General features: G+C 39.2%; 22 protein-coding genes and 1 CRISPR repeat array. Of the genes, 13 read left to right on the top strand and 9 right to left on the bottom strand.

The window, feature by feature from the left end:
* Nucleotides 1-5: 5 nt before the first annotated feature.
* The 5 genes from TOL2_RS15710 to TOL2_RS15730 all read right to left on the bottom strand — a co-directional run bounded on the left by TOL2_RS15710 (nt 6) and on the right by TOL2_RS15730 (nt 8073).
* Entirely contained in the window at nt 6-1925 is a 1920-nt protein-coding gene (locus TOL2_RS15710) for an ATP-binding protein (protein WP_041279562.1), read from the bottom strand.
* Nucleotides 1910-3124 (bottom strand): ABC transporter substrate-binding protein, encoded by a 1215-nt coding sequence (locus TOL2_RS15715; protein WP_014958307.1) that lies wholly within the window; start codon nt 3122-3124, stop codon nt 1910-1912. Before TOL2_RS15715 ends, TOL2_RS15710 begins: the two co-directional genes overlap by 16 nt.
* A gap of 133 nt (nt 3125-3257) precedes the next feature.
* The gene (locus tag TOL2_RS15720; RefSeq protein WP_014958308.1) at nt 3258-3962 is read right to left on the bottom strand and encodes a hypothetical protein; all 705 of its coding nucleotides are present in this window, start codon (nt 3960-3962) and stop codon (nt 3258-3260) included.
* Between the two features lie 77 nt (nt 3963-4039).
* Entirely contained in the window at nt 4040-7249 is a 3210-nt protein-coding gene (locus tag TOL2_RS15725; RefSeq protein ID WP_232507956.1) for a BTAD domain-containing putative transcriptional regulator, read from the bottom strand.
* A 125-nt stretch (nt 7250-7374) separates the two neighbouring features.
* Nucleotides 7375-8073: a response regulator gene (locus TOL2_RS15730; protein WP_014958310.1), complete on the bottom strand. Its 699-nt coding sequence runs from the start codon at nt 8071-8073 to the stop codon at nt 7375-7377.
* 246 nt (nt 8074-8319) lie between these two features.
* Here TOL2_RS15730 and TOL2_RS15735 point away from each other — a divergent pair, with 246 nt between their 5' ends.
* Nucleotides 8320-9201 carry a hypothetical protein gene (locus TOL2_RS15735; RefSeq protein WP_014958311.1) on the top strand — a complete coding sequence of 294 codons (882 nt, stop codon included), beginning with the start codon at nt 8320-8322 and terminating at the stop codon, nt 9199-9201.
* A 75-nt stretch (nt 9202-9276) separates the two neighbouring features.
* Here TOL2_RS15735 and TOL2_RS23770 read toward each other — a convergent pair whose 3' ends face one another.
* The 3 genes from TOL2_RS23770 to TOL2_RS15750 all read right to left on the bottom strand — a co-directional run bounded on the left by TOL2_RS23770 (nt 9277) and on the right by TOL2_RS15750 (nt 12411).
* Nucleotides 9277-10548 (bottom strand): hypothetical protein, encoded by a 1272-nt coding sequence (locus TOL2_RS23770; protein ID WP_148278128.1) that lies wholly within the window; start codon nt 10546-10548, stop codon nt 9277-9279.
* A 217-nt stretch (nt 10549-10765) separates the two neighbouring features.
* On the bottom strand, nt 10766-11497 hold the full coding sequence (locus TOL2_RS15745) for a transglutaminase-like domain-containing protein (RefSeq protein ID WP_014958313.1): 732 nt from the start codon (nt 11495-11497) through the stop codon (nt 10766-10768).
* A 32-nt stretch (nt 11498-11529) separates the two neighbouring features.
* Complete coding sequence (locus tag TOL2_RS15750) at nt 11530-12411, bottom strand: FecR family protein (RefSeq protein WP_014958314.1); 882 nt, start codon at nt 12409-12411, stop codon at nt 11530-11532.
* Nucleotides 12412-12644: 233 nt separating this feature from the next.
* On the opposite strand from TOL2_RS15750, the gene TOL2_RS15755 reads away from it, so the two are divergent.
* From TOL2_RS15755 to TOL2_RS15765, 3 genes are all read left to right on the top strand, one after another.
* Nucleotides 12645-14912, top strand: coding sequence for a CHASE2 domain-containing protein (locus TOL2_RS15755; RefSeq protein WP_014958315.1), 2268 nt, complete (start codon nt 12645-12647; stop codon nt 14910-14912).
* A 17-nt stretch (nt 14913-14929) separates the two neighbouring features.
* A complete protein-coding gene (locus tag TOL2_RS15760) occupies nt 14930-15604 on the top strand; it encodes a spermidine synthase (RefSeq protein WP_014958316.1) in 675 nt (224 codons plus the stop codon).
* Between the two features lie 63 nt (nt 15605-15667).
* A complete protein-coding gene (locus TOL2_RS15765; RefSeq protein ID WP_014958317.1) occupies nt 15668-15865 on the top strand; it encodes a YwbE family protein in 198 nt (65 codons plus the stop codon).
* 49 nt (nt 15866-15914) lie between these two features.
* Here TOL2_RS15765 and TOL2_RS15770 read toward each other — a convergent pair whose 3' ends face one another.
* The gene (locus TOL2_RS15770) at nt 15915-16283 is read right to left on the bottom strand and encodes a cupin domain-containing protein (protein ID WP_014958318.1); all 369 of its coding nucleotides are present in this window, start codon (nt 16281-16283) and stop codon (nt 15915-15917) included.
* Between the two features lie 287 nt (nt 16284-16570).
* Between TOL2_RS15770 and cas1 the strand changes: the two genes are divergently transcribed.
* The 9 genes from cas1 (at nt 16571) to TOL2_RS15815 (ending at nt 26839) form a co-directional block, all read left to right on the top strand.
* Nucleotides 16571-17572: a CRISPR-associated endonuclease Cas1 gene (gene cas1, locus TOL2_RS15775; protein ID WP_269764204.1), complete on the top strand. Its 1002-nt coding sequence runs from the start codon at nt 16571-16573 to the stop codon at nt 17570-17572.
* 1 nt (nt 17573) lies between these two features.
* Nucleotides 17574-17873, top strand: a complete 300-nt coding sequence (cas2, locus tag TOL2_RS15780) for a CRISPR-associated endonuclease Cas2 (RefSeq protein ID WP_198408342.1) — start codon at nt 17574-17576, stop codon at nt 17871-17873.
* Between the two features lie 22 nt (nt 17874-17895).
* The gene (locus tag TOL2_RS15785) at nt 17896-18561 is read left to right on the top strand and encodes a CRISPR-associated endonuclease Cas6 (protein ID WP_014958321.1); all 666 of its coding nucleotides are present in this window, start codon (nt 17896-17898) and stop codon (nt 18559-18561) included.
* Nucleotides 18558-20408 (top strand): TIGR02556 family CRISPR-associated protein, encoded by a 1851-nt coding sequence (locus tag TOL2_RS15790; protein ID WP_014958322.1) that lies wholly within the window; start codon nt 18558-18560, stop codon nt 20406-20408. Before TOL2_RS15785 ends, TOL2_RS15790 begins: the two co-directional genes overlap by 4 nt.
* Before the next feature lie 3 nt (nt 20409-20411).
* Nucleotides 20412-21404 (top strand): type I-B CRISPR-associated protein Cas7/Csh2, encoded by a 993-nt coding sequence (cas7b, locus tag TOL2_RS15795; protein WP_014958323.1) that lies wholly within the window; start codon nt 20412-20414, stop codon nt 21402-21404.
* Entirely contained in the window at nt 21404-22114 is a 711-nt protein-coding gene (gene cas5b, locus TOL2_RS15800) for a type I-B CRISPR-associated protein Cas5b (protein ID WP_014958324.1), read from the top strand. The genes cas7b and cas5b overlap by 1 nt, the downstream gene beginning before the upstream one ends.
* On the top strand, nt 22101-24503 hold the full coding sequence (locus tag TOL2_RS15805; protein WP_014958325.1) for a CRISPR-associated helicase/endonuclease Cas3: 2403 nt from the start codon (nt 22101-22103) through the stop codon (nt 24501-24503). The genes cas5b and TOL2_RS15805 overlap by 14 nt, the downstream gene beginning before the upstream one ends.
* 48 nt (nt 24504-24551) lie before the next feature.
* Nucleotides 24552-25106 carry a CRISPR-associated protein Cas4 gene (gene cas4 / locus TOL2_RS15810; RefSeq protein WP_051012435.1) on the top strand — a complete coding sequence of 185 codons (555 nt, stop codon included), beginning with the start codon at nt 24552-24554 and terminating at the stop codon, nt 25104-25106.
* 158 nt (nt 25107-25264) lie between these two features.
* Nucleotides 25265-25887: a CRISPR direct-repeat array (repeat unit 37 nt; unit sequence GTCTGAACGGCATATCCAGAAGAACAAGGATTGAAAC).
* A 400-nt stretch (nt 25888-26287) separates the two neighbouring features.
* Entirely contained in the window at nt 26288-26839 is a 552-nt protein-coding gene (locus TOL2_RS15815; RefSeq protein WP_041279565.1) for a hypothetical protein, read from the top strand.
* The last annotated feature ends 134 nt before the right edge of the window (nt 26840-26973 follow it).

Consider the following 26973-nt stretch of genomic DNA (forward strand, 5'->3'; position numbering starts at 1 on the left):
TTGCCTCATGTGGCTGCCGGAAAACTTAACCGGAATGTGGTTCCCTGCCCCTGAACGCTTTCGATGTTGATCTTGCCCTCATAATCCTCAACAATACCTCTGGAAATGGACAGTCCCAGCCCCATTCCCTCACCCATCTGTTTGGTTGTAAAAAAGGCCTCAAAAATCCGTTCATTTAATGCAATGTCAATACCGATCCCCGTATCTGAAACCGCTACAATAACCTGATCATCCCTGGCATATGTTTCTATCAGGATGCGGTTGTCATCATCCGGCACACCTGTTTCCAATTTCTGGTTGATGGCATCCCTTGCATTGGTAATCAAATTGAAGATCACCTGTTCAATGCGGTTATGATGGGCAAGTATGGGAGGGATATCATCGTCTATTTTAAGTTGAATATCAATATTTTGCAACCGAAGCTGTCTGCCTATAATGTCTATAACATCTTGAACCGGCTTGTTAATGTTGACCTTTTCCTTTGTAAAATCCGCTTTGCGGCCAAAATCCCTGAGACGGCGGATGATATCAACGGCCCGGTCAACCTGGCTGCTGACCTCTCTTACGATCAACAGCAGATCCTTATCCGGGATCTTCTCTTTTTTTTCAATCATCATGTCAATAAATTCATTGCCCATTTTGATGGCGTTTAAGGGCTGATTCAATTCATGGGCAATCCCTGCGGACATCTCCCCCAGGGTGGTCATTTTACTGGCCTGAATAAGCTGGTTATCCTTTTCCACCATCTCCGTGATATCAGTTGTGGCCAGAATAAGCGCATCTTTTTCCTGGTATCTGACAGGGCATGCATGGACATTCACATAGAGAAGCCCCCCCCCTTTTTTGTTGCATTGTACCTTGGAACCTACAGTGGTGATCTTTCCAGCATTCTGTGCCTGAAAATCAGCCTGATGAACCTTATCCAAATCTAAAGATCCAAGATCAGTAAAGGTTTTTCCAATCAACTCTTCTTTTGTATATCCATAGGTTGCTTCAGCACTTGGATTGGCGCTGAGAACCCTTAAGGTTTCACGGTCAAGTACAAAAATGGGATTAGGGCCGCCTGCAAAAAGGGAACGGTACTTGTTGTCTGACTCCTTAAGTTTCGCCTGTGAATCCATGATGCGGTTGGTCATGTTTACAAATGAATTACTCAGCTGCCGGACCTCATCTTTGACACCCGTATAATAACCTCTGCATTTATCACATTGCTCCTGTTTGTCCGAAAATTTATCTGCGATCTTACGGCTCAAAGTTTGTGTAATATCAAAGTTACCACGACTGATCTCATCAGACACCTTGATCAGCTCCGTAATGGGCCGGGTGATATATTTGGACAGGTGATGACTGATAATGAAAAACAAAATGGTCACAGCTGAAACAAACCCCAGAAATGTAGTGCGCAGCTTTCCGATGAGCTGGTCAATGTGTTGTTTCTTCAAACCCACATGCACCGATCCAATGCGGTAAATACCTTCGGTTACCGGCACTACGACATCATAGACATACTTGCCGGTAAGGCGCAGCAACTTGACATCATAAGATTTTTCCGGCCCGACAGGGTTGACATCGAGCAATTCAGCAGGAAAGTCAGTGGTAAAAGTATGGGCAAGAATCTTATCCTGCTTGTCTGTTATATAAACATAACCCACAAGGTTTTTTCGCACACCCAGCCGGGCATCGAAAATCAGGCTGATCAATTCGGGAATATCCTCGGTTAAAATGTAGCCCCTGCTGCTTTCTGCAATGCTGTGACCAATGCCCAAACCCCTCTCCTTAAGCTCGGAGGTCAGGCTGGAAATAAGAACCCATCTTGTAAAAAGGGCAATAAGAACGCTGATCAGCAAAATAACAGTTGTAGTGAAAAAGAAAATTTTGTTCTTCAGATTTGTGTTTTTCACGCTGTTGATCAATCGTCTAACCATACAAATTTCCCGTTTTTCAGGTATGTAAAGTACACCCTTTCCAATCCCTGGTGATCTTGAGAATTAAAAGACAATGGATTGGCAATTCCCAGGTCAAGCTGCCGTATCGTTTCAATGGCATTGATGAAATTTTCACGATCAAGATCCCTTCCGGCCCGTTTTAGTCCTTCCACAAACACTTTTGCATTAATATAGCCTTCCAGGCTTACAAAATTGGGGTCATCCAGGGGGTAGTATTTTTTGAGCAGATCAATGTATTCTCTTGCACCCCAGAGAGTTTCATCAGCCTTGGACACTTCAGGCGGTGGAACCACCTGAGTCACTATGATCTGTTCATCCGTATACCCCAGTATCCTTGCCAGCTCATCAGCCCCCACAAAGGAAACATTATAAAACACAGAAGAAAACCCCTTTGATCTGGCCAGCCGAATAAATTTGGCACACGGCTCATATGTACCGATCATCACAACGGCCTGAGCTTCTCTGTCCATGATTTTTTCAAGACCTTCTTCCACATCCAGGGTGCCCCGAATATATGAACCCGTTGCAACCGGCACCAGCCCGTAAAGTTTTAACGCGATTTCAGTTCCTTTTAATCCGTCAAAGCCGTAAGCATCATACTGATAAAACACGGCTATTTTAGACAGTTTCATTTTTTCCACCAGATGTTTTACCGCAGCACCGGTCTCCTGGTAATAGGATGCACGCACATTGATCAGATACCGTTTAAGCGGCTCCCTTAGAGCATTGGCCCCGGTAAACATCCCCAGAATCGGAATTCTTGCGTCCTCCACCAGTGGAACAATCTTAACCGTAGTGGGGGTTCCCACATATCCGAACAGACAAAAAACCTTATCCTGAACAATGAGCTTCTGGGTATTGGCGACGCAACGGGGGGGATCATATCCGTCATCATAGGCGATGAGCTTGATTTTGCGTCCGTGAATCCCCCCATTGTCATTCACATGATTTAAACAGGACAAAGCCCCGTGAAGAGTTTGTGTGCCAAGATATCCGGCATGCCCGCCAAGGGCCAGTGATGATCCGATGAGTATCTGATCACTTGTCACCCCGGATGTTCGGTAGGTTGTCAGCCGTGGATCATCGCTATCCGAACAGGAATAAAAGAAAATCGACAGGATAAAAACGATTCCAAAACATATGATTCCAAAATGTGTTATAGTTTGTTTGTTTTTCACAAGGCTTCGATCCCCCTTATAGGTTCCGTATTATACCATGTAAAAGAAATTTGGCAATGTTTGCAATAAAAACATCCTTATACAAAGCTATTCTTGCTTCCTGCTCACTTCGAAACCCAACACCCTTTAACGCCTATTTTTTACGATAATATTTTAAGAAATCAGGGTCTTTTTCAATAAAAATCCGGGTCGTCATACTGCCTTTTGTGATACCGTTTGTTGCAGTCGCTGTGATTTGATGCTCCCCTACAGACAGGTGAACAGCTATCTTGTTTCCTTTTCCCAGTTCGCCGTCAACAAGACTTTTCCAGACAATGCTGTCGGAAAAATCACCGGCAACCGACAGGGCAACCCCTTCAAGAAGGATGGGCAAATCAGATGTATTAAAATACTGGCCGTATCTGGGAGTCCGTATAAAAACCTCGGTTGAATTGTCGTCTTCAAGGCTGATGTCTTTGGATAATTTCATAAATTCATCAAAATGAATCTTTGGAATAAACTCCAGTTTTTTCTTCAAATAGTATAACCGTACCTGTTTTTTTATTTCAGACAGATTCTGATAATCAGATTTTTCATAGGCATTGAATTTTTTTATGATTTCAATAGCCTTTTCATACTCTTTTGCGTTGTATAATTTCAGCAAACGATTGTATTGATCATCTATATTTGCAATAAATTGCTGTTTTAATCTTTGAGTTTCAATCTGTTGGGTTTGCTTTTTTATTGATTCAGCTCTTAAATCAATGATCAGTCTGAACACCAAGGCAAATAAAACAAAAAAAAATATGGCTAAAATAAACACAGTTTGAATGAAATACGATTTTTTACCGAACAACATAAGTTTTATCAACACCCTTTATTTATTTAAAATTCTGTGTAGTCTAATGAATAAGATTTCATCCGTAAAGAATTTTTTTATAAGGATTTTATTTTAAAATAAATGCCAACTGTCTGCTCATCCGGTTCTGTTTCAAGGTCTTTTTTTAATAATGACCGGCATTCTTGAAACAGATCAAGTGCCTTGTTTTTCTGACCTGAATCTGCATAAAGAATCATCAGGTTCTGGTATGCCGGCTCATAATATGGCTCTTGCTCAAGAAGAAGCATCCAGGTTTCCACGGCTTTTTCAATTTGATCCATCTCTTCATGAAGCATGGCTTTTTTTTGTAAAAACTCATTGTATTTTGATTTAAAAAATTTTCTTTTCAAAGAGATCCATTCCAGATATGGTTCTTCGGCAAGATAATCGCCATTATAAATTTTAACTGCTTTTTCATACAGTTCCAGTGCAGTTTTATACTGGTTGTTTTTTTCACTTTCCACGGCCTCGGCACCAAGGGCCATAAACTCATCAACATCCAGCGTTACAAGTTCAGGATCAAGAGACACCAAACCTGCCTTTTGAATAATATAAGAATATCCGAATTCTTTTCTGGTATTGGGTTCTATTGCTTTTCGCAAACGATGAAGGTTGATTTTAAAATTTTTATTTCCAGCCTTTGGCGAAGCCTGGGGCCACAAATCATCAATCAGAATTTCTTTTGGAATATCCCTTGAGCCATGAAGAACGATTGATTTGAGCAGCAAGATGGGTCTTGTTCCTTCAAATACTTTATTGTCCAGTACTTTATTGTTGCTTAAAACATTAAATTTTCCAAGGGTTTCTATCCTGATTCCAGGCAAAAGCCTTTTATATAATGGTTTTAAATTTAATGGCTTGAAACTTTCAATAACCCCGGAGTTATGACCTTGATCACCTAAAGCCAAAACCTTGTCAATTCCTTCAAAAATCCGTACTGGATCACAATTTAAAATCAAAGACAACACATAAGACTCAAAAGATTTTATTTTATCATATGCTATCATCAAAAGAAGTGCCTTGATCAACAACTGTTCACTGATTAAAGGAAAAAACAGATATCCGTTCAAAAATGCTTTTTTAAGTCCACAGCTTAAATATTTAAAAGCAGCCATAGGCTCATTGCTATGCCAGGATATCAACCCCATAACAAAACAGGTTTCACAACAGCTCAAATCAGACAAAATTTGCTCGAAATATTCCATAGCCGGAATCAAAACTTTGCCGGCTGCTTTAAAATCCCCTTTCCCAAAAAGGATTATCCCTGCCAGTTGCTGTGCCAGAAAATGATGAATATCTCCTTTTTTTACCGGATCAAGTTCTCTTAAAGCACTTTGGATCTCTTTTTCCGCCAGGACAAATTTTTCTTCCTGTAAAAGACTTAAGGCCTTGATCCGGTGGGCAATGCCTTTATAAAAATCATTTCCTTCCAGGATTGAAAAATCATTCAAATGTTCTGTCATCTGACGTGCATCATCAAACCGCTTTGTGTAAACCAGATGCAGGGCTTTGGCTTCAACAAATCCCGGATAAAGAAAAATCAATCCGAATTTCTCTATATCTGCTTCAGACCTTGCCAGCAACTGCCTGGCATGCTCAAACCTGCCGTTTTTAAGGGCAAAATTGATATCAACAATGCTTTTCAGCGCCCTGTATTCAGGATGACGGCCTTTATTTGTCATTTTTTTTGTTTTTAACAGCATTTGTCGTGCATTTACAAAATCCCCTGCCTGAACATATCCGAATGTCATGGTAATGGATGCATTGAGTATCAGGTCAGGATGATTGATCTGCCGACCCAGAAGAATGGCATTTCTACAGGCTGACACCCCTTTGGGGATATTTCCGTCACCCGCGATATACCCCAGGCCGATCTGTTGCCACAAAAGGGTTCTTGCCCACGAATAACGATTTTTTTGACAAACCTGCCGAAGGTATTTTTCTCCTTTTTTAATCCATGTCAAAATCATATCGGATGGTTGACGGACAAACACCGCAGCCTCAATGAGATATCCGACAGACAACATCATACCCCGCATATCATGGAGCTGCTCAAACAACACAAAAGCGCTTTGAAAATCCCTGATATTTTTCTTTCCGCCCTTGATTCGCCGGGTCATGGTTTTAAAAAATATCAACCATGGATCATGTTGTACCATTTTATCCGGAATGTGGCAGATCCAGTTTTCAAGACTTGACATCTTCCCGTTAATCACATAATCCGTGCCTTTGATCTTAATAATACGAACAATATCTGAAAAAGCCTGTGCTTCAATAAAATAACTCATTGCCTGTTCATGGTCTTTTCTTTCCCAGAAAAATTGTCCGGCTTTCTTATTAAGCATTTTACAGGCTTGACTGCCCTTTTTCCTTAAAAGATCCTGCAACAAAAAATCCCTGAACAGGGTATGGTATTTAAATTCCGGCATACTGCCGGCTGATTCGATTCGCTGGATAAACAGATTCCTTTTTTCAAGTTCAGTTAAAATTTCCAGAGCGTTACAGGAGCCAAAAACATGTGTCACCACCTCAAGATCAATTATGTCCAGGATGGATGTTTTCATTAAAAACTCCTGAATCGGTTCAGAAAGGGAGTCATAAATCTCCTGGGAAAAAAAGTTAAAAACTTCCGATGATAACTGATCAGGAAGGTGTTTCAATTGTTTAAACTGTTTTATTGATTCCGATACCAGGGTAAGTCCTCCGGCCCAGCCATCCGTAATTTCTTGAATTTTTTCAATATCAATGGCATCAGCCCTGGGTTTACCGGAAAAAAACAATCTGGTCTCAACAAGGTTAAAGGCCAGATCCTCATTATCAAGCACAAAGATATGATGATCCATCTTAAGACGGGGAATATTAAAAGGCGGCATACTCCTGGACAAAAGAAAAAATTTTAGTTTTTCAAACCTGCTGTTAAGAATGACCTTGATCAGTTGAAAACCCGAGGATGTCTCATCAATGGATTCAAAATCATCCAAAACCATAATCAATGGGGAGCAAAGCTCTTGAAACATAATGGACAAACCTTCAACATGCCTTAATACACCCTTTTCCGTTCCAAGTATGCTGTTGGAAATACACATGCCCGTTTCCCCTTTGTTGAATCCGAATCTCTGCTGGATTCCCCCGGCAAGTCGATCAAACAATTTGGTATGGTCACGGTCATCCGATGAAAGGTGAAACCACAAAACAGATCCGGGTGACTGTTGAAGATAAGAAGCCACAAGGGTTGATTTTCCCTGGGCAGCCTGCCCTGTAATCAAAAAATTCTGCTTATGAAAATTTTCGTCTAAAAGCAGGAAAAGTCGATGTCTCTTAACAGCATCTGGAATATAAGGAGGACTGTATCGGGTCATCATGATATACCTTTGAACTGATTCATTTGAACCTATTCATTTGCCTGGACCTCTTTAAGGGTTGCCATCTTGTCAATCCCGGCCATCTGAAACACCCACACATAATTGCAGGACAGATTTTCAATAATGACGGAAACCTTGTTTTGCTTTAAATTTCGCACAACCTCCATTAAAAGGGAGATACCGGAACGATCAATAAAAAAAGCGTCATCGAGTTTCAGGCAGACCGCTTTGACATCATCAAATGATCCGGTTTTAAACGCCGAAATAAAAGTTTTTTCTGCTGATGCCGTCAGCCTTCCTTTCATAAAAATGGAAAGGTATCCGTTCCTTTTTCTTTCTGAAAATTCAAAGGGCATGTTTCGGGGCATTAATTTTCTTTTTTCTGCCCGTGCCAGGGCGGAATTTAATGCCTTTCTCTCAACCGGTTTGTTGATAAAATCCGATGCATTCAGGTCAAGAGCTTCCAAAGCCTTTTCCATATCTCCATGGCCGGTGATAATAATAACTTCAGATTCTATTCCTGTCTTTTGTATCCGGCGCAGCACTTCAAGGCCATCAATTCCCGGCATCTTTATATCTGTAAACACGATCTCAGGGGAAATCTCGGCAAACAGTGCCAGTCCCTTTTCCCCGTTTTCTGCCGTATAGACCTCATATCCATAGGCAGTCAGGAAAAGCTTAAACATCGAAAGGGTTGGTTTTTCGTCATCAATGACTAAAATTTTCATTTTCTTTGCCTTTGCTTCATCTTTGCATGATATTTCTATTTACATGGGCTGGTGCAGAAAACGAATCAATATATTAGAATCAAACCATAAAATAGTGCCGCAAGAATGTCAAACCCTCAAACCGGTATTTGCATTTAATCTCTTTTCCAGTTTGAAACAAAATTTGACGGGGACAAATTTAAAATCTGTCCCCGTTCCGCTATTCTAAACTTGTAAATTTACAAAAAAACCAGTAAAAAATTGATCATGAATAGAACAACCGACATAAGAGACAGGGCCTATTTATCCGGAAGCCAGGTTCAATCGCTGAACTTTATAAAGGATTCAGGCCGCTACATATTCCGTAAATTTTACCGTTCAGGATTAAGATCTCATATTTTTGAAGTTATAAGGGCTGAAGATGTTCTCAAGGAAACTCAAGGTGAAATAACAAATGGCATAAGGCTGTTTCCCAGGGCCAAGCCTCTAAAAATATTCAGGATATTACGAACCCGGTTTAAAAATAAAGCTGCTGTTTTTAACGAGATAAAAAAATATAACCTGCTGTTTAAATTTATGGGTCCCGAGCTTATTGCACAATCCGAAGAATTTATTGTTGACTATACAGGCACGGGAAAAAGCCGGATTATTCTGTGCGGACTTCAGGAATATATTGAAGGTGAAATACTTGACCCCTGGAGAATATTTGGCAAAAACTACTTAATTGATTTGTTCAAATCCACACAAACCGATGAATCCCAAAATCAGGCAGTGGCTCGAAAAGCCCGGAATAATATTGCGAAATTTGTCAAACGGATACGGCATATGATTGATGATACACGATATATTCCCGACCTTGCCGGCATCGGCAACCTGATATTAACCCGTGATGGAGATCTTAAACTGGTTGACATTAATAATATTGTTGAGATCAAACTTGACGACAATATCCTTATTGATGACAAAGGATATCCGTCCTGTGATGTATCAGTTGAAGTTCTGTCAATCCTTGAACGGAATATTCTTCAAAAAGACATACAAACAAATGATCCCCTTTACCGATTTTTTTTGTCATCAGAAAGAAAAAAAAAGGTAAAGGCGCTTGAAAAAAAATTTTATAAAAATCTGGAAAACCGTTTGCTATCTTAATGCTGATCAAGAGATTCTTTTTTGGGCACTCTTGCTTTTAGCTATATGTTCACTCATTGAAGGTTTCCATGACCTTCAGCTTTTTTTATGCATGATTTTTTTTCCCTCTTCTTGAATCTGCTTTATCGCTTCTTTGAGTTTTTCTATCCTTTGTTGCATCTTTTCCAGAAAAGTATAAATGGTAACCGGTTCCGGTTCTTCCCGGGATGACAGTTTAATTCCAATAAAAAACGGGTTGATATTTAAACTTTTGGCACGGTTTGCTTGCATGGAAATAAAGGATTGTGGTTCAGGGCGGGTTACGGACAATCTTTTTTCATCCTCTTTTGTATGGGCTGCCATGTCAAGCTGATAGATATAATGAACTTCTCCGCTCTCCTTTACATAAACACCTGTCTGGTTGAGTTCTCCTTGCAGGCGGTTCATGTCATCTGTAAAAGAAAACCCGGTTTTTAAAGAATGCAGTGATATGGCACCGATTCCAGCCTGTTTCAGGCTGATCATCCTGTAGTCTCCTGCTTGATCTGGAGTCCATATGGAAAGCCTTTCAAACACCTCGTCATTTTCATCTATCCACATGTTGCCGTCCTTGTCGAATTGTGCAAGTTCGAAAAAACCGTTTCCTGTTGACGGGCCGAAAAGTTCCGTGCCATCGTCTATTTTTCCGTTCATATCATGATCCAGTGCCAGAAATCCGCTGCCTTTCTTAAGACTGGCGATATCTTCTGTTTCTCCATCCGCATTCAGGTCAAAGGAGAACAATGTATCGGAAAATTCCGGGGGACTTCCGTTAAACGTGATCACAATGGGATCGATCAAGGGATTTTTCATGATCATCTCTGATGCTGATTTAAAGCTTCTTTCCATCTGAAGTTGTATGTTGAAATTAATTTCACGACCGTCTTCTGTTCTGATCATCCCTGATGAGAAAAGAGTTGCCTCTTCTTTTTCAAAAAGAGTATTCACTTCCCGAAAAGTTACTTCAAGTGGTTGACGAATAAAATTTTTAGAGGGCGTGGAAATAGACTCAACAGCCTTTATGGAAACATCGCTTTGAGTGAGACTGCTGACCATTGAGGCAAGAATCGTTTTTTGTGCCGGGCCTGGGTCTTTTCCATTTTTATTTAAGGGAATACGGCTAACCAGGGATTCACCTGAAAGGCTGAAATATTTTGCAGACATATTGAGATTGCTTGCCGTTTCAGAAATGCTAACCCGGTCTTCCACCAAAAATCCGTTACTGCTCAAATTTTTTGAGGCACCCGGCAGTCTGCTCTGTTTAACTGTTTGCTCCCTTTTAAAACTGCGGGAATAATCCATGTTGATAGCGAAATCCGTTATTTTCATATCATCTGCCTCCCATGTTTGAAATCTGTCATAAACTGCCACGGGCAAACCTGATATTTCTTCTTGATGTGCCCACAACAAAACATGAAAGTCGCAGTTTGAATTTTTAAAGACTTTCATACAATGAAAGATATGTTATAAAAAACAGTTGATTTTATATCGGCTTTTAAGGGAATAATCTTAAAAAAAACGCTACGCGTTTTGATGTAAACTTGGATTATCTCAAATCAAATTCCAAAGCAAACGCTTGATAGAGCTGAATGACATCAGATAATTTTTTGATCCCCACATCAAAAAAATCCCTCACCCGAATGACAAAGCACTCTTTTCGGGGAAAATTTTTCAGATCCGTATCATAATCCTGGTAAAGAATACAGTACACAGGATCAAACAGATACCACTCTTTTTCCAGATACAGTTCAATGAATACATGCCCACTGGGAATTATCAACTCATTGGTTTTATAAGCTGATATCCAATCCATATTCACTGTTAAAACCATCCTGGCAGGTATTGCCAAAGCCCTGAAAAGCGCCACCTCCACCACTGCAAAATCAGAACATCCCCCCAGAACACCGTCCTTAAAAATTTCATCGGCTGTACGCATAAAGGCTTTGTCGAGATACCAATTGTCAAATCTAAAATTATACCAGATATAATCAATCGCTTTATGAAGCAATTCCCGCCGTTTTTGTCCTTTGATCTGTTTTTGACCTTTGATACGGTTACATGCCTGCCGGATCAAAGAGGTTTCCCTGGTTTGCGGCCCCTCTTTGAGCCAAAATATTTCCCGGGCACAAAGCGGATGGTCATTATAAGCAAGATACTCCAAAGAATTCGTATGGCCCGCCGTATCAAGGTGCCCACATCCTGTTAATAACCATAAAAAAATGACCGGAAAAACAATCGAAATTCCCCGGTCATTCATGAACCTGGCTTTATAAAACATTTTTTATCAGCAAGATTTGTTTTGATAAAAATTTAAAATCGATTAAACTCCGGCGGCATTGACAATATCGCAAGTTCAGGACCAACAGTATCCAGCACGCCGTCAGCCTCGGTTTCTCCGATAAAGATAGCGCTCCCCGCAGCAGCCCCTTCAATGGCTCCGGCAATGGATAAAGGGCCTATGATGGTTGTTCCGCCAATAGTGCCGGTCAGCCCGACAGTTGATGCGGGACCCGTAAGCACGGTTGTGATTAGTTTTTCAGGAACTGATATACGGGACTTCTTTGCCGGACTAACATAAGCTATGAACCGTCTAAAGGCAGATGTCACCTTGCCCTCTTCTGCCGGGGCCACGGAAACAACAAAATCGGTTCCCCTGACACCACATACTGCTGTCTTTGTTTTGACGGTAAAATCAGGTTTTCCTGATATTTTTTTAACAATAAACCTGGCACTGCCCCAAATCAAATTCATTACAGTAGAACGTGTATTTAAGATCGAAGAGTATTCTGATTTGGTTATGGTTAATTTAGCCTGAGGTGCCAGCGACAATACACTTTTATCATTCATTAACGCATTAACACGAGATTTGGGAAATGTGATCAATGTATCTTTAGCAACCAATGGATGATCATTTTCCAATCGATATGCTGTTTTTTGCCCAAAATGAATCACATACGCCTCTCCCTGGACTTGCTGAATCTGTCCGACTTTTTCATTTTTTCCCTCAACAAAATCGGCACTAATGATTACATCTTCCGAAATAAGAGGTGTATCAGGCTCATATGATTTAAATTTTTCAAGCAATTTATGACCCGATTCCGCACTGCAAACAACAAAGATCCCAAACAGCAAGAGCATTACCGGAATCAACAGGCAACACACAATCGCTTTTTTTTCAATTATCGTCTCCACGGAGCCTCCTTATTATAATAATATCAACATAAAAACAAGCACCGGCTTCAACCAAAATCAATGATGCATAATTCAACGTACTTAGTTCAGAAATACTCCATATTGTCAAGAACAATAAGTCTTTACATATTGACTTCACAAAACTTCTCCACTATACGAATGCTTTGGGAAAACTGTTGAGACAGACAATTATTGTCATACATCCGCCTGTTCAATTTTCGGAGACTGGTTACATGAATTCCAGATTAAAACAAATTTTTATCCGAATCCGACCGTTTGGTATTGCACTTGTTGTTGTTGTTTTATGTATCCTGGCCATGTCCCAGAAATTTTCTTTTTTCGAATATATGGAATTGAAAACCATTGATTTGCGATTCCAGGCTAGAGGGAATATTCTTCCCGGCAATAACATAGCACTGGCAATGATTGATGAAAAAAGCCTGACACAGGAAGGCAAATGGATGTGGCCGAGGTCTAAATTAGCAACGGTTGTAAATAAATTATCAGAGGCCGGTGCAGCTGTCATTGCCTTTGATATCGTTTTTTCAGAACCGGATGAAAAAAGTCTTTCAAAACATATCCATCAAATTGAAAAGATTTTGACTGAAAAAAATATTAAAAACAATGCCCTTTCCGGCTATTTGGAAGAACTCAAATTAAGTACGGATAATGATTATCTTTTAGCCCGGGCCATCCAACAGTCCAAGTCCAAAATAGTATTGGGTTTTTTTCTCCAGATGGAAGCACGGGAAGTCAGCCACCTTAAAGCCAAACAATTGAATTTACTACAGGAGCTTGCCCATCCTGCAACTTATAAAATCATTAAATACAACAACATAAAAGCAATGGAATACCCATTTTTAAAAGCTGTTGCCCCCCATGCCAATATCCGGCAGATATCCTTGAGTTCGCCCTATTCCGGTTTTTTTAACATAGTTCCCGACCAGGACGGTGTGATCAGAACATTGCCAACCCTGATCAAATTTCGTGACGATATGTACGCCCCGCTATCCATTAAAATATTGAGTGCTTATTTAGAAGAGGAGCCTCAGGGAATTATAAGCGATTACGGAATCACCTCTTTTTCAATTGGTCAACAGATTGATTTTCCCACAGATGAAAAAGGAATGCTATACATCAATTATAGAGGCGGGGAAAAAACTTTTCCCCATCTGAGTGTTACCGATATTTTAAATAATAAGATCGACAAGTATGCAGTGAAAGACAAAATAATTATTATCGGGGCAACAGCCGCCGGTATTTTTGATGAGGTCAGCACACCTTTTGATGCTGTCTATCCAGGGCCGGAAATCCATGCAAACATTATTGACATGCTTTTGAACCAGGACTATTTGTATAAGCCGGAATGGCTTGATATTTTAACAATTTTCACCATGATTGTTTTTGGGCTTGGCATTGGTATTCTCTTACCAAAACTCGGTGTTTTGGCAGGTGCCTGTTCCGCTGTCGGCATCTTTAGCGGCTATATCCTTTTTTGCCAATATCTGTTTACAAGCCATGGATGGATTTTAAATATGGTTTATCCTCTGGCGGTTATTCTAATCATATATTCCGTCATGACTGCTCACACTGTATTTATTGAATCCGGCCAGAAACGGTTTATTAAAAATGCCTTTTCTACTTATTTGGCACCGGCAGTTGTAAAACAATTGATGGATAACCCCGACACTTTGGTCCTGGGAGGTGAAAAACGAAAAATAACCGCTTTTTTTTCCGATATTCAATCGTTTACCCGTATCAGCGAATCATTACAGCCCGATGAAATTGTTGCATTGCTCAATGAATTTTTAACGCAAATGACGGATATTATTCTGAAACATAACGGCACGGTCGACAAATTTGAAGGGGATGCCATCATTGCCTTTTTTGGTGCGCCGGGTGAGGTGATCAACCAGGAAGAAACCGCATGCATAGTCTGTTTAAAAATGCAGCAGCGGTTATCAGAACTCAGGAACAAATGGAGAGAACAAGGCAAGCCAGAACTGCACATGAGAATCGGTATGGACACAGGGACTGCGGTTGTCGGCAACATGGGGTCACAAAACCGAATGGATTATACCATGATGGGTGATACCGTTAATATTGCGGCCCGTCTTGAAGGAGTCAACAAGATGTATGGCTGCTACACTCTTGTCAGTGAAAATACATATATCCCGGCTGCGGCCAATAACGCTGTCTTTGGACGGGAAATAGACTCGGTTTTGCTGATGGGCAAAGAAAAGCCCATTGTCATGTATGAACTCATTGGATTTACAGATGATATTGATGACGATACAAAAGCCATGGTTCACCATTATTCAAAAGCATTGCAAGCCTATAGGAAACAGGAATGGAGTACAGCCATTGCTCTATTTAAAAAGGCATTATCAATATTTCCAGAAGACAAACCGAGTTTGACCCTGCTTCAGCGTTGCCGGGAATTAAACGCTTTGCCGCCGTCCAAAAACTGGAACAGCGCCTTTAAACTGACATCCAAATAAAAAAAGGAAAAACAGATATGATCCCATGGGAAGAAATCGACCGGGCAAAAGTCCCCGGACAAAAAGAAGATGTTACACTGCGCAAGAGAGGCACGGAATTCTCGATCCGAACCGCAGAAACAGAACTGATGAACAGCCGACTCCACGGTTCTGAAGAGGCACTGGCTGAACTCACCTGCAGCCGTATCCGACAAAAATCCGGCCTGAAAATCCTTATCGGAGGTCTCGGCATGGGCTACACACTGGCGGCAGCACTTGAACACTCAGGGCCGGATGCACTCATAACCGTATCTGAATTGATCCCGGCTGTGGTCGGATGGAACCGTAAATATTTAGGGCACCTTGCCGGAATGCCTTTGAATGATCCACGAGTGTCGGTTAAAGAAGAAGACATAGCAAAAACCATCAGAGAAAAAGAATCCTTCTGGAATGCCATAATTTTAGATGTCGACAACGGACCCGAAGGGCTTACCCGAAAAGCCAATGACCTGATATACGGAAGGGCCGGTCTGGAAAAATCCTTTCGGGCTCTTTGCCCCGGAGGTATCCTGGCCGTCTGGTCTTCCGGAGCAGATGAGGCATTCACCCGCAGATTGAAACAAGGAGGATTCAAAACAGAAACCTTAACCACACGAGCCCGCAAACCTGCAAAAGGCAGCCGTCATACAATCTGGCTTGCAAGAAAACCCTGAATGAACTATACCCTGATGTATACCACACTATTTTGAGCCATAAGGCTGGAGGAGAGATATAAAATGAGTACCGGAACAAAAAGAGCTGATATCATAGCCGGCCTGAAAGTTTCCATTGTATTAAAACAGGACCAGAGAACCGGGAAGCTTACCCAGGGAATTGTCCGGGATATTCTTACAAAATCTGCCACACATCCCCACGGGATAAAAGTTCGCCTGGAAAACGGCCAGGTGGGAAGGGTCAAAACCATTCACACCTGACCTCAAATCAATGTTTTGAAAAAAATCAAAAACACCGCCTGATTTTTAATTACAGGCCGTCGATGCCGACAGGTTGTTTCACAACGGTTAACAGCATTTTAAACCGGGAACAGGCACTGACGGAGTGAGGGACATTGGCTGGCATGACCACTGACTGTCCTTTTGATGCCTTGATTTTGCTGCCGTCAATATTTATCAGGGCATCGCCATCAAGTACTTGAATCATTGCATCGCCGGGTGAGGTATGGGCACTGATCTCCTCATCCTTGTCAAAGGCAAACAAAGTTATATTGATATGGGGCTTGCTTGAAAGGGTTCGGCTTACCACTCTTCCTTCTTCATAATCCACCAGATCAACCAGGTCAACAGGCGTTGAAAAAGGAATGTTCTTGATTAACCGGGTATCTTTATCGGTCATGATGATCTCCTGTTTAAAAGTAAGATGTTTCTTTCGTGTTTTAAGTTTCATTGAATATAATCATGGTTCAGTAATCTTGCAAATGTTTGTCTTTGCTGTATATCACCAGCCACTTCTGCGATGTTAACCGCGACGAATTGATTTGAAACGATTATTTTGGTTGACTTCCATTCATGATAGAAGGATTATGGCTGAAAATTCAAAGTAAGAATTGTCTCACAATCATAGCTCATAGTCAAAAAATGTGAAATTGAGCGAAAACAAGGAGGCCTGCCATTCAAGTCGTTATAAATTCACCCGGCACTATGATCAAGCAAAAGGATGAAATTTTTCGCTTTCAAAATAAGGAAAACAGACTGGATCTTTCACCCATGAAGGTTGAATCCATTATTATTTCAAACAAGGCAATGATAAGCACCCAGGCGATATCACTCGCCCTTGAAAATAACATTGACCTGATTTTTCTGGATCATTATGGTTTCCCCATCGGAAGGGTATGGTTCTCAAAGATGGGATCAACCGCCATGATTCGCAGGCAACAGCTTGAAGCCGCCAATAATGATCAAGGGCTCAGGCTTGTAATGGATCTGGTAAAACAAAAGCTGAATAATCAGATCTCATTTTTAAAAAAACTCAAATATGCCAGACCTGAAAAAAAAGAATTATTCCAGGCCCCTGTTCACACCATCCAGGGGTCGCTTGACGCCCTGGAACAGGATTTGCCGAATCTTGAGGATTCCAGGTCGTTGATCATGGGGCTGGAAGGGGCGGCAGGGCGGGCATACTTTTCCTGTTTATCAAAAGTCATGCCTGAAAAATACCGGTTTAAAGGCCGTTCAAAACGCCCTGCGTTAAATCCTTTTAATGCGGTTTTAAATTATTGCTATGGAGTGCTTTACAGCAGGGTTGAAAAAGCCTGTATCATTGCCGGTCTTGATCCTTTTGTGGGATTTATGCACACAGACAATTACAATAAAAAATCCATGGTGTTTGATCTGATTGAGCCGTTCAGGATTTTTGCAGACCAGGTGGCTGTTTATTTTTTTACCGGCAAAAAAGCCAAGGATGACTATTTTGACATGCAATCCCATTCCTGCAGCCTGAATACCAAGGGAAAACCCATGGTGATTGATGCTTTGAACCGGCATCTGGAAGAAAAAGTCCGGTATCGCAAAAGAAATGTAAAACGAAAACACCTCATCAGCCATGAAGCCCATAAACTTGCAAATATTCTTCTTGAAGACGAGGGGCTTGAACATCCGGACTGGCTGGATATAAAGGAGTTTTAACATGTCAACAATGCTTGCGTGGATCATGTATGATATTGCCTCCAACAAAACAAGGGGCAGGGTAGCCAAACAATGTAAAAAATATGGTCTGACACGGTTTCAGAAAAGCATATTCCTGGGCAAACTGGATATCAACCGGTTTGATGAACTCGCACAGATGTGCCAGGACGAGATAGATGAGGAAACGGACAGTGTTTATCTTTTCCCGTTCTGCCAGGATGATTTCAGACGCATCCAGGTTCTTGGCCAGGGCTTTGATAAGAAGCTGGTCAATGATGAGATTTTGTCTAAATTTTTTTGATCGATAACAGGGTAAAATTTAAATGAAAAAAGCAATTCTCTATTTTAACAATATCAAGCTCAATTCTTCCCAAATTCACAAATTGCGGGGATATGTGGGTAATGTGTTTGCCGAACATGACTTGATTCATAACCATGATTCTGTAACCGGGAAAAGTATCTACCGTTATCCCTTGATTCAGTTCAAAATAATAGACCATGATCCGTGCATCATTGCCTTGACTGAAAAAGCGGTTCAGGTTTTTACTGAAATATTTATGACCTTGGATGAAATTGTTATTGATGGAAAAGTCATCCCCATTTTTGAAAAAGATTTGAAGGTGGAAAGCGTGGAATTTGGTTTTTCCAGTGAAACCTTCATGTATGAGTTTGTTTCACCCTGGGCCAGTTTAAATCAGAAAAATTTTAAAATATTTATCACCCTTAAAACCGAGACAGAGAAAACTGAACTTTTGAAGAGGATTTTGATTGGTAATATTTTATCCATGTCAAAATATCTTGGGGTGCATCTGGAAAAAGAACAGCAGATACAAACCAATCTTCAACTGAAACCGGCAAAAGTGATACTCAAGGGAAAACAAATGATGGGCTTCAAAGGACTATTTAAAACCAATTTCAGAATTCCGGATCACCTCGGACTTGGAAAATCCGTGTCCCGTGGTTTTGGAACCATAAGGAGATTGATATGATAAAAGCCATTGCCGAACTTGGCCGGTATGCCAAAGAAAATAACCCTGAAATGACAGCTTTTGATATCTGGCTTGAGGATTCCTATGATAACGGTAAATATGACATTGTATTTTTTGTTGTGTTGAAAAAGGATAATGAGCAGTCAGATTGGAGATATAAAAAAATTGATATCAGCGAAAACGGTAAACACTTAAAAAATAAATTGATTTATAAGCGGGGATCTCCAAGGGGAACTGATAAAACCCCGACGGCAAAAGTTGCTAAAAGTATTGCCAGCACCTTTCGTCAAAAAATAAAAGCCTGGTTTGAATCAAAAAAAGAGGCATCATTTCTCAAAGATTCGGAAAAAGAGTTTTTAAATCAAGTTTTCGAGTTGCTCTCCACCGATGAAGAGCGGATCATTAAGGATCTTGAAGCGCAATACGAATTAATTGATGCAAAAGGGGTTGTGCTATCATTACAGTTTGTTGAGAATTCTGATTTAAAATATATCGGTGATTTTGATTTCTTCTCAGGGTTTATTGTACAGGAAAGCAAAGCTGCTTATAAATTTTCAAAAACATTTAAAAAACATTCATTTTCCAATGATAAAGTTTGTTCCGTTTGCAATAATTTAAAACAAGAGGTTTTCGGTTATTTCACGTCCTTGGGGTTTTATACGGTGGATAAGCCCGGTATGGTCACTGGTGGATTCCGTCAGGATCTAAGCTGGAAGAATTATCCGGTATGCCTTGATTGTGCCCTTGATATTGAAAATGGAATCAAATTTAAAGAAGAATTTTTTGATTTCAGGTTCTATGGATTCAGATATTACCTCATCCCTACAATTATCAATGACAAGGGAAAATTTGAGATTATAGATGCCATTACTGACTACAATCCGGATCAGAAAATAAACAGCAAATCAAAAGAAGCAGTTCTAAACCCTGATGAAGAAGTTTTTGACCTTTTAAAAGATTATCAAAACCATGTTCACTTTAACCTGTTATTCTATGATAAACCCAATAAAGGTGTCTTCAGAATTCTTGAAAACATAGAAGAAGTGCTTCCGTCAAGAATCAGGTTGTTATACGAGACAAAAGAATATGTGGACGGTCTGTTTATATTCAAGAATCCTGAAAAAGACGGCAAAAGGATTTTCAGGTACAGTTTTGGAATATTAAGGGATTTTTTTCCAAGGGATAAAATTCGCGGGAATCATGATAAAGATTTCCTTCAAATTGTTCGTAAAATATTTTCAGGCTTACCTGTCCAGTATGATTTTCTTGTTACCCATATTATGCGGGCGATCCGAAACCGGTTTGTGAATAACAATAATTACTGGTTTCAAGCCTTAAGCGGATTCATGATGTTAAATTATTTTTACAAACTTGGCTTATTAAATTGTTTTAAAGGAGCAGATAATATGACACCAGATTTTTATAAGTCTTTTGAAATCAGGAAAACAGATGATTATGAAGAAAAAGTCGATGGATTTTTTGATCAGTTTAATGATTTTTTTAAGACCAATGAAAAACGGGGGATTTTTCTTTTGGGTGTATTAACCCAATTATTATTAAATATTCAAGAAAAAGAAAGAGGTTCTACACCCTTCAGAAGCCAATTAAAAGGTCTTAAAATGGATAGCAGTGATATTACGGGCCTTTTGCCGAAATTGGTTGAAAAATTGGAGCAATATAAAAAAAACTATTATATGAAATTGGAAAAATTGATTTCAAAATATTTTATTTCATCAGGTGACCATAAAAGCTGGAATCTTACAATAGATGAAATGAATTATGTTTTTGTCCTTGGAATGAACTTATCTAAATATTTCAAAATTATAAAAGAGCAAAAGGAGAATTAGAATATGTCTGAATTTAAAAATAGAACTGAATTACTGTTTCTGTATGATATTGAAAACGCCAACCCAAATGGTGATCCAAACGATGAGAATAAGCCGAGGATTGATGAGGAAACCGGAAAAAATATTGTAACAGATGTCCGTTTGAAGCGAACCATACGGGATTATCTGTTTGAAAAGGGTAATGATATTTTTGTTCAGGAGAAAATTTACGATGACGACGGTCATATCCAGGATGCAAAGCTTAGAGCTGCGGACTATCTTCCGGATGATCCGGAAGAATTGTCCCAAATGTCTGCGGAACAGCAGAAAAAGGAAATTTCAAACAATATTTTAAAGGACTGCATTGATGTAAGGCTTTTTGGCGCAACAATTCCTTTGGATCTAAAGGTGAAAAAAGGAAAAAAAACAGACAATGTATCAGGCTCTCTGACGTACACCGGTCCTGTTCAATTCAGAGTAGGCAAATCTTTGCACTCAGTAAAACTGCAATTTTTCAAAGGCACGGGTGCTTTTGCATCAAAAAAGGATGTAACTAAAAAAACATTCAGGGAAGAATATATGCTTCCATATTCCTTGATTGGATTTTATGGTATTGCAAATGAAAATGCAGGAAAACATACCAATCTGACTGAAGATGATATCATGCTTTTAAAAAAAGCAATGTGGAATGGCACCAAGGGATTGATCTCAAGATCAAAGTTTGGACAGATGCCCCGTTTGCTTCTTTCCATCCGTTACAATGAACCGGATTTTTTTATCGGTGAACTGGATAATCTTGTTCACTTGAAATCTGAGGTCTTTGACACGAAGATACGCAGACCTGAAGATTATATTATCGATATTTCAGAGTTGGTCGGTAAAATTGAAAAAGTGAAGGATAAGATACATTCCATTTCTTTTATAGTAGATGAAAAAATGCAGTTTAGTTTAAAAGGAGAAAAAGTAAAGTTGTCAGACCTCGGCAATTTTACGGACGAAGCAACTGAGGTGCTGTAATGACAAAAGTGTTGGTGTTTAAGCTATGGGGGGACTATGGTCACTTTAAGAAGTTTTATACAACCACCTCTCCGTTGACTTTTGAATTTCCCCCGCCTGTTACAGTTTTAGGAATCGTTTCTGCCATTATCGGCCTTGACAAAGATTCTTATCTTGAAAATTTTATAGACCCGACAAGGTGTCACCTGGCAATCGGTTTGGAGCGTCCGGTTAAAAAAGTCCGATGGACTCAAAACTTGATAGATACAAAAAGAAATTTCTGGAAAATTCATAATAGAACGCAAATTAGAACCGAGTTTCTAAAAGATCCGGGGTTTAAATTTTTTTTCTCACACAAAAATCCTGAAATATATGATCAGCTGAAAGAGAATCTTATGGCCCACAAATCATATTATACGATTTCCCTTGGATTGAGTGAGTTGCTGGCCGATTTTGAATTCTGCGGTGAACAGACAATCACTCCATCAACAACAGATGAATGGCAAAGTATTCAATCGGTTGTTCCTTGCTCTGCTTTACAGGATGATCAGTCCATTGATTTTGAAGAAGGAAAAGAAATTTTCAAAATCAGTTATCCTGTTGAAATGATTCCGAACAGGGTGGTTACCCGTCGAGAGGATGTTATTTTTGAAAGAAGGGGCTTGCCTGTTACCTGCCGTGTTAAAGAGGTCTTTAAAACAGAGGAGGGAGAAAAAATTGTTTTCTTCTAAGCTTTATTCCCACCCGGATATCTCGCTTATTGATCATCTTCAAAATGTAGCAGATATGTGTGAAGAAAAATTTTTATCTCATCAAACCGGACTGGATGACTTTTTTGAAAAAAAGTCATGGCAAAAACTCATTTGGATAATGGGATTTTGCCATGACTTTGGTAAGGCCACCTGTTTTTTTCAGGCATATTTGGCAGAAAAGGATGAAAAAATCAAGGCGGGAATGAGGGGAAAAAAAGAGACCAACCATGCCTTGATATCAGCCGTCTTAAGCCATTTTATTCTTTGCAGCATCGTAAAAAAATCTAAAAACAGGAATGATTTGTGGGAGATAATGCCGTTTTTGATTTTTATGGCTATCAAGCGGCACCATGGGAATGTCAATAATGCAGTCAGAATGAACAATGCTAAAGAAGATGAAAACGAGCTTGATATCAAATATGAGTATATTGATAGACAGTTTGACAATATTGATACGGATGAGTTTGAACACTTGCTGGCTTTGTTGGAAAAGAAAAGTGGAATTAATTTAAACCGGTCTGATTTTCCTGAAAGTCTGTCCAAGTATTTTAAACAAAATATATTACGGGGTGAAAAAAAAAGGATAAAAGCGGTTGATAAAAAGATAGAGTATTATTTTATTTTTCAATATCTTTTTTCCCTTCTTATTCAATCAGACAAAGAAGAAGCCATCTTCAACAGGCGGTTTGAATTTAAAAGAAAAGATATCCAAGGAGATATTGTAAAAAACTATATTAAAGATAATTTTGAGTCCCCTAAAACCGAAATGAACATCATACGGGATAACATTTTCAACGATGCTGACAAGACTGTGTCGTGTATTGATCTAACTTCTGATAAAATTTTCTCATTGAATGTACCTACAGGAACCGGCAAGACTTTTACATCTCTTTCTGTCGCTTTGCAATTGCGGACAAGGCTTGAAAATGAAAAAAAACAATTCCCCAGAATTATATATTCGTTGCCGTTTACAAGTATCATTGATCAAAATTACAAGGTTTTTGAAAAAATATTTACAAAGCCAGATTCAGATATTTTAATAAAACATCACCATTTGGCTGATGTGTTTTTTAAATCTGAAAATCATGAATTTGACACGAATGAATCCAAGTTTCTCATTGAAAGCTGGGAATCTGAAATAGTAGTTACAACCATGTTCCAATTATTTCATTCTGTGCTTACAAACCGGAATCGGATGCTTGTGAAATTTGAAAAATTTGTAAATTCAATTGTACTTTGTGATGAGATCCAGTCATTGCCATACAAATATTGGAAGTTGGCAAAAGCAATAATGACATGCCTTTCAAAGACATTTAACATTTATTTTATTTTAATAACAGCAACCCAGCCAAAAATATTTAATGAAAATGAAATCGTTGAACTCGTCCCAAACAAATCAACGTATTTTTCAAAGCTTGACAGAGTGGATATTACTTTTGAGAAACAGCCAGTGACGCTGGAAGATTATAAATTATTATGCAAAACCGCAATAAATTCAAACGAAGAATCCTTCCTGTTTGTCATGAACACGGTGAACTCTGCATTAGAACTGTTTGAGAGCCTGTCGGCATCTGGTTGCGATGCTGAATTTTTCTTTTTGGCTACCAATATCGTTCCGGCGGACAGGCTTATAGCCATTCAGGAGATTCAAGATTCAAAAAAAAGGAAAATAATTATTTCAACTCAAATGATTGAAGCAGGCGTTGATATTGATATTGACAATGTATGGCGTGATATGGGGCCTTTGGAATCAATCAATCAAGTTTGCGGAAGGTGTAACCGGAATTTTAAACAAGAAAAGGGCAAAGTGAGAATTTTTCAGGTTCTCAATGAAGCCCACAACAATACGCCGTTTGAAAAATATATATATGGTAAAAATCCCCTTTCAATTCATCAGACAAGAGAAATCATTGCCGGTAAAGAGACTGTCAGTGAAACAGATTTTTTGAATAATATGGATCAATATTACGAACAGATACAAGCAAGGCTTAGAGATGATGATTCCGTGGATATCATTAATTTCATGAAAAATTTGCAATTCTTAAGTGTTTTTAAAAATTTCAAGCTCATTGATGAAGAAAATTATGAAAGAAAAGATATTTTTATTGAACTGAATGAGGTAGCTGAAGAAGCTTGGAGAAGATATATTGAGATAAGGGAGATTCAGGATAAAATAGAGCGAAAACTCAAATTTTTAAAGATTAAAAAAGTATTTTATGATTATATAATATCTGTTCCTGCAAATTTTGTTAGTGAAAAAGAGTATGGCGATACAAATTTTGTTTATATTAATAAAGAGATGCTGCCGGTTTGTTATGACAAGAAAACTGGTTGGATGAGAAAAACTGAGGATGTTTATACGTTTTAAATCTCTTTTTTTTGTCATGGAGGTAATTGTATTTTAACGGCAACCCATATCCTACAATATTTATTTTGCCCCAGATTTATTTATTTTGAAAATGTTTTGGATATTCCAGAGAATCAAGGTTCAAGATTTAAAGTGGCAAAAGGACGGGAAATACATAAAAAAATCAGGAAAACAAATCCTGAATATTTACGTACCAAGCTTGGTGTGATTAAAAAAGAGAGTGATGTTTATTTGGACAGTGATTCAGGAATATGCGGTATTGTTGATGAAATTTTGTTTATGGCGGATGGGTGTGCAGTGCCATTGGACTACAAATATGCCGAATTCAAGGATCGGATATTTGAAACATACCATTTTCAGTTGGTTTTTTATGGGAAATTAATTAAAGAGAATTATGGTGTGCCCGTTAATGACGGGTATATCGTTTATACGCGTAGTAAAAATAAATTGGTTCGTGTCGATTTGAAAAAGAAAGATTTTGAAAAATTAAATGATACAATTGAAGAAATCGATGTAATTATTAAAAATGGAAAATATCCAAAACCAACAAAATATAAAAAACGGTGTATTGACTGTTGCTATAAAAATATTTGTGAAAGCTGAAAAAAAGTTGATTAATGCTATAAATACAAATACCTATCATTTCTTTGGTGACTTGGAAATAATGAAGAATCCAATAATATTGGTTAAAATTTATATTATATTGTTCTTTGAAAATTTGTTTAACATATTTAAAATTAAAGGGAATTTTAAGAAATGAAGTCTGAACGGCATATCCAGAAGAACAAGGATTGAAACCAGCAAGCTTAAGGGGCGAGGCATTAAAATAGTTGTTGTCTGAACGGCATATCCAGAAGAACAAGGATTGAAACCAGCCAACTATCTGGGTATGAATATTGCCGAAATGTTGTCTGAACGGCATATCCAGAAGAACAAGGATTGAAACCCAAGTCGCCTTTATCAACGGTGATCGTCGGCTCTGGTCTGAACGGCATATCCAGAAGAACAAGGATTGAAACATGTCGGTGAGGGCCTGATTTTCGAGACTCGTGTGGTCTGAACGGCATATCCAGAAGAACAAGGATTGAAACCCGGAAGGCCGCCACCCTCAGCGGTTGTTGAGTTCGGTCTGAACGGCATATCCAGAAGAACAAGGATTGAAACAACCTGGGGCGGCTTGTATAGCGCCCAAACCCATAAGGTCTGAACGGCATATCCAGAAGAACAAGGATTGAAACTGAGTTGATAAAAAACCGCACTGTAATTTTCAGCAAGTCTGAACGGCATATCCAGAAGAACAAGGATTGAAACCATGCTGTAATCTGTTCCGGTGTTGTCCAATTCACAGTCTGAACGGCATATCCAGAAGAACAAGGATTGAAACTGTGTCAATCAAAACGTCATATAGCTTGAAATCTCCTAAAACAGAAAAAAAGCATAAAGATAAAATGCCTGCAAGCAGTTTGGGGTAACATTTATCTCATGAAAGTACTTGAAGTCAATACAATTCAAATGTGTTTGCTCCGGGCTCATTTTGATAAACCCTTGAATTCTATGCTCAGTCAGTGTACAATTTAAAGATTCGGTTTGGTGGTATGTTTGCATAAAAGGCAGCTTACCTGAAAAAATGCCAGGCTTTTTTAATATATTTAGAATCTTTGATCACTGCATTTTAGTGTTGAATGGGTTATATCAATTTCGTTTGTTGTTTGCCTGAAGCCGGAAGGATTTTTCATCTGCTAAGTGATTTAAGAGTGTATCAATTTTCAAGACAAGGAGAAAAGATGGACCCCAATAAATTTAGAGAATCCAGACAGGAAATCAATCGGTTATGCGAAAATATTAATGTATTAATTGAACAAAATGCGCTTGAAGCCTCAAAGGAAGGTTACCAGGAGGTAACCACCCAGCTGGATACACTGAAACCCCAGGCTGAAGGTGAAATCCAGAAGCGTTCCGTAAAAAATCTGAGTGTAAAAATTGGGGCTTTGGCAACCTATATTGACAAATTGAAACCCGAAAAAAAACGGGCAGCCGGAAAAAAAGGAACAAAAACCGCTATAATCTGGGATGAAGAACGTGTGGGTCAACTGTCAACTGCTTTTTTAAAAAAATTATTCGCCAATATGGGAAATGATTCAGATGCCAAGGTCTGTTTCGGAACCACAGGCAAGGGTATAAGACCCAGCTATCAAATTGAATTCAGCGATCAAAATATTATAGCTTTCAGCGGATCAGGCCACAGCCCCCAGGAAAAAACTCTTTCAAGTGCTGCAAAAAAACTATCCCAACCCTTTCCCCACGAGCTAATTGCTTCAATCCTGCGCGAAAAATGAAACAATAGATAAAACAACAGACAAAGTGCGGGGGAAAAGATCCCCCCACTGACCACTTTGCCTGTTTTTACAGTCCTGACATAATTTGTACATCCTGCGCAAAATCATATGTCAAACAAATTGACAATCCGCCC

Source organism: Desulfobacula toluolica Tol2 (assembly GCF_000307105.1).
GTDB classification, from domain to species: Bacteria; Desulfobacterota; Desulfobacteria; order Desulfobacterales; family Desulfobacteraceae; genus Desulfobacula; species Desulfobacula toluolica.

Excerpts from the sequence above, each read along its gene's own strand:
- TOL2_RS15710 (WP_041279562.1), bottom strand. The coding sequence starts at position 1,925 with ATGGTTAGACGATTGATCAACAGCGTGAAAAACACAAATCTGAAGAAC.
- TOL2_RS15720 (WP_014958308.1), bottom strand. The coding sequence starts at position 3,962 with ATGTTGTTCGGTAAAAAATCGTATTTCATTCAAACTGTGTTTATTTTA.
- TOL2_RS15730 (WP_014958310.1), bottom strand. The coding sequence starts at position 8,073 with ATGAAAATTTTAGTCATTGATGACGAAAAACCAACCCTTTCGATGTTT.
- TOL2_RS15735 (WP_014958311.1), top strand. The coding sequence starts at position 8,320 with ATGAATAGAACAACCGACATAAGAGACAGGGCCTATTTATCCGGAAGC.
- TOL2_RS23770 (WP_148278128.1), bottom strand. The coding sequence starts at position 10,548 with ATGAAAATAACGGATTTCGCTATCAACATGGATTATTCCCGCAGTTTT.
- TOL2_RS15745 (WP_014958313.1), bottom strand. The coding sequence starts at position 11,497 with ATGTTTTATAAAGCCAGGTTCATGAATGACCGGGGAATTTCGATTGTT.
- TOL2_RS15755 (WP_014958315.1), top strand. The coding sequence starts at position 12,645 with ATGAATTCCAGATTAAAACAAATTTTTATCCGAATCCGACCGTTTGGT.
- TOL2_RS15760 (WP_014958316.1), top strand. The coding sequence starts at position 14,930 with ATGATCCCATGGGAAGAAATCGACCGGGCAAAAGTCCCCGGACAAAAA.
- TOL2_RS15765 (WP_014958317.1), top strand. The coding sequence starts at position 15,668 with ATGAGTACCGGAACAAAAAGAGCTGATATCATAGCCGGCCTGAAAGTT.
- TOL2_RS15770 (WP_014958318.1), bottom strand. The coding sequence starts at position 16,283 with ATGACCGATAAAGATACCCGGTTAATCAAGAACATTCCTTTTTCAACG.
- cas2 (WP_198408342.1), top strand. The coding sequence starts at position 17,574 with ATGTCAACAATGCTTGCGTGGATCATGTATGATATTGCCTCCAACAAA.
- TOL2_RS15785 (WP_014958321.1), top strand. The coding sequence starts at position 17,896 with ATGAAAAAAGCAATTCTCTATTTTAACAATATCAAGCTCAATTCTTCC.
- TOL2_RS15790 (WP_014958322.1), top strand. The coding sequence starts at position 18,558 with ATGATAAAAGCCATTGCCGAACTTGGCCGGTATGCCAAAGAAAATAAC.
- cas7b (WP_014958323.1), top strand. The coding sequence starts at position 20,412 with ATGTCTGAATTTAAAAATAGAACTGAATTACTGTTTCTGTATGATATT.
- cas5b (WP_014958324.1), top strand. The coding sequence starts at position 21,404 with ATGACAAAAGTGTTGGTGTTTAAGCTATGGGGGGACTATGGTCACTTT.
- TOL2_RS15815 (WP_041279565.1), top strand. The coding sequence starts at position 26,288 with ATGGACCCCAATAAATTTAGAGAATCCAGACAGGAAATCAATCGGTTA.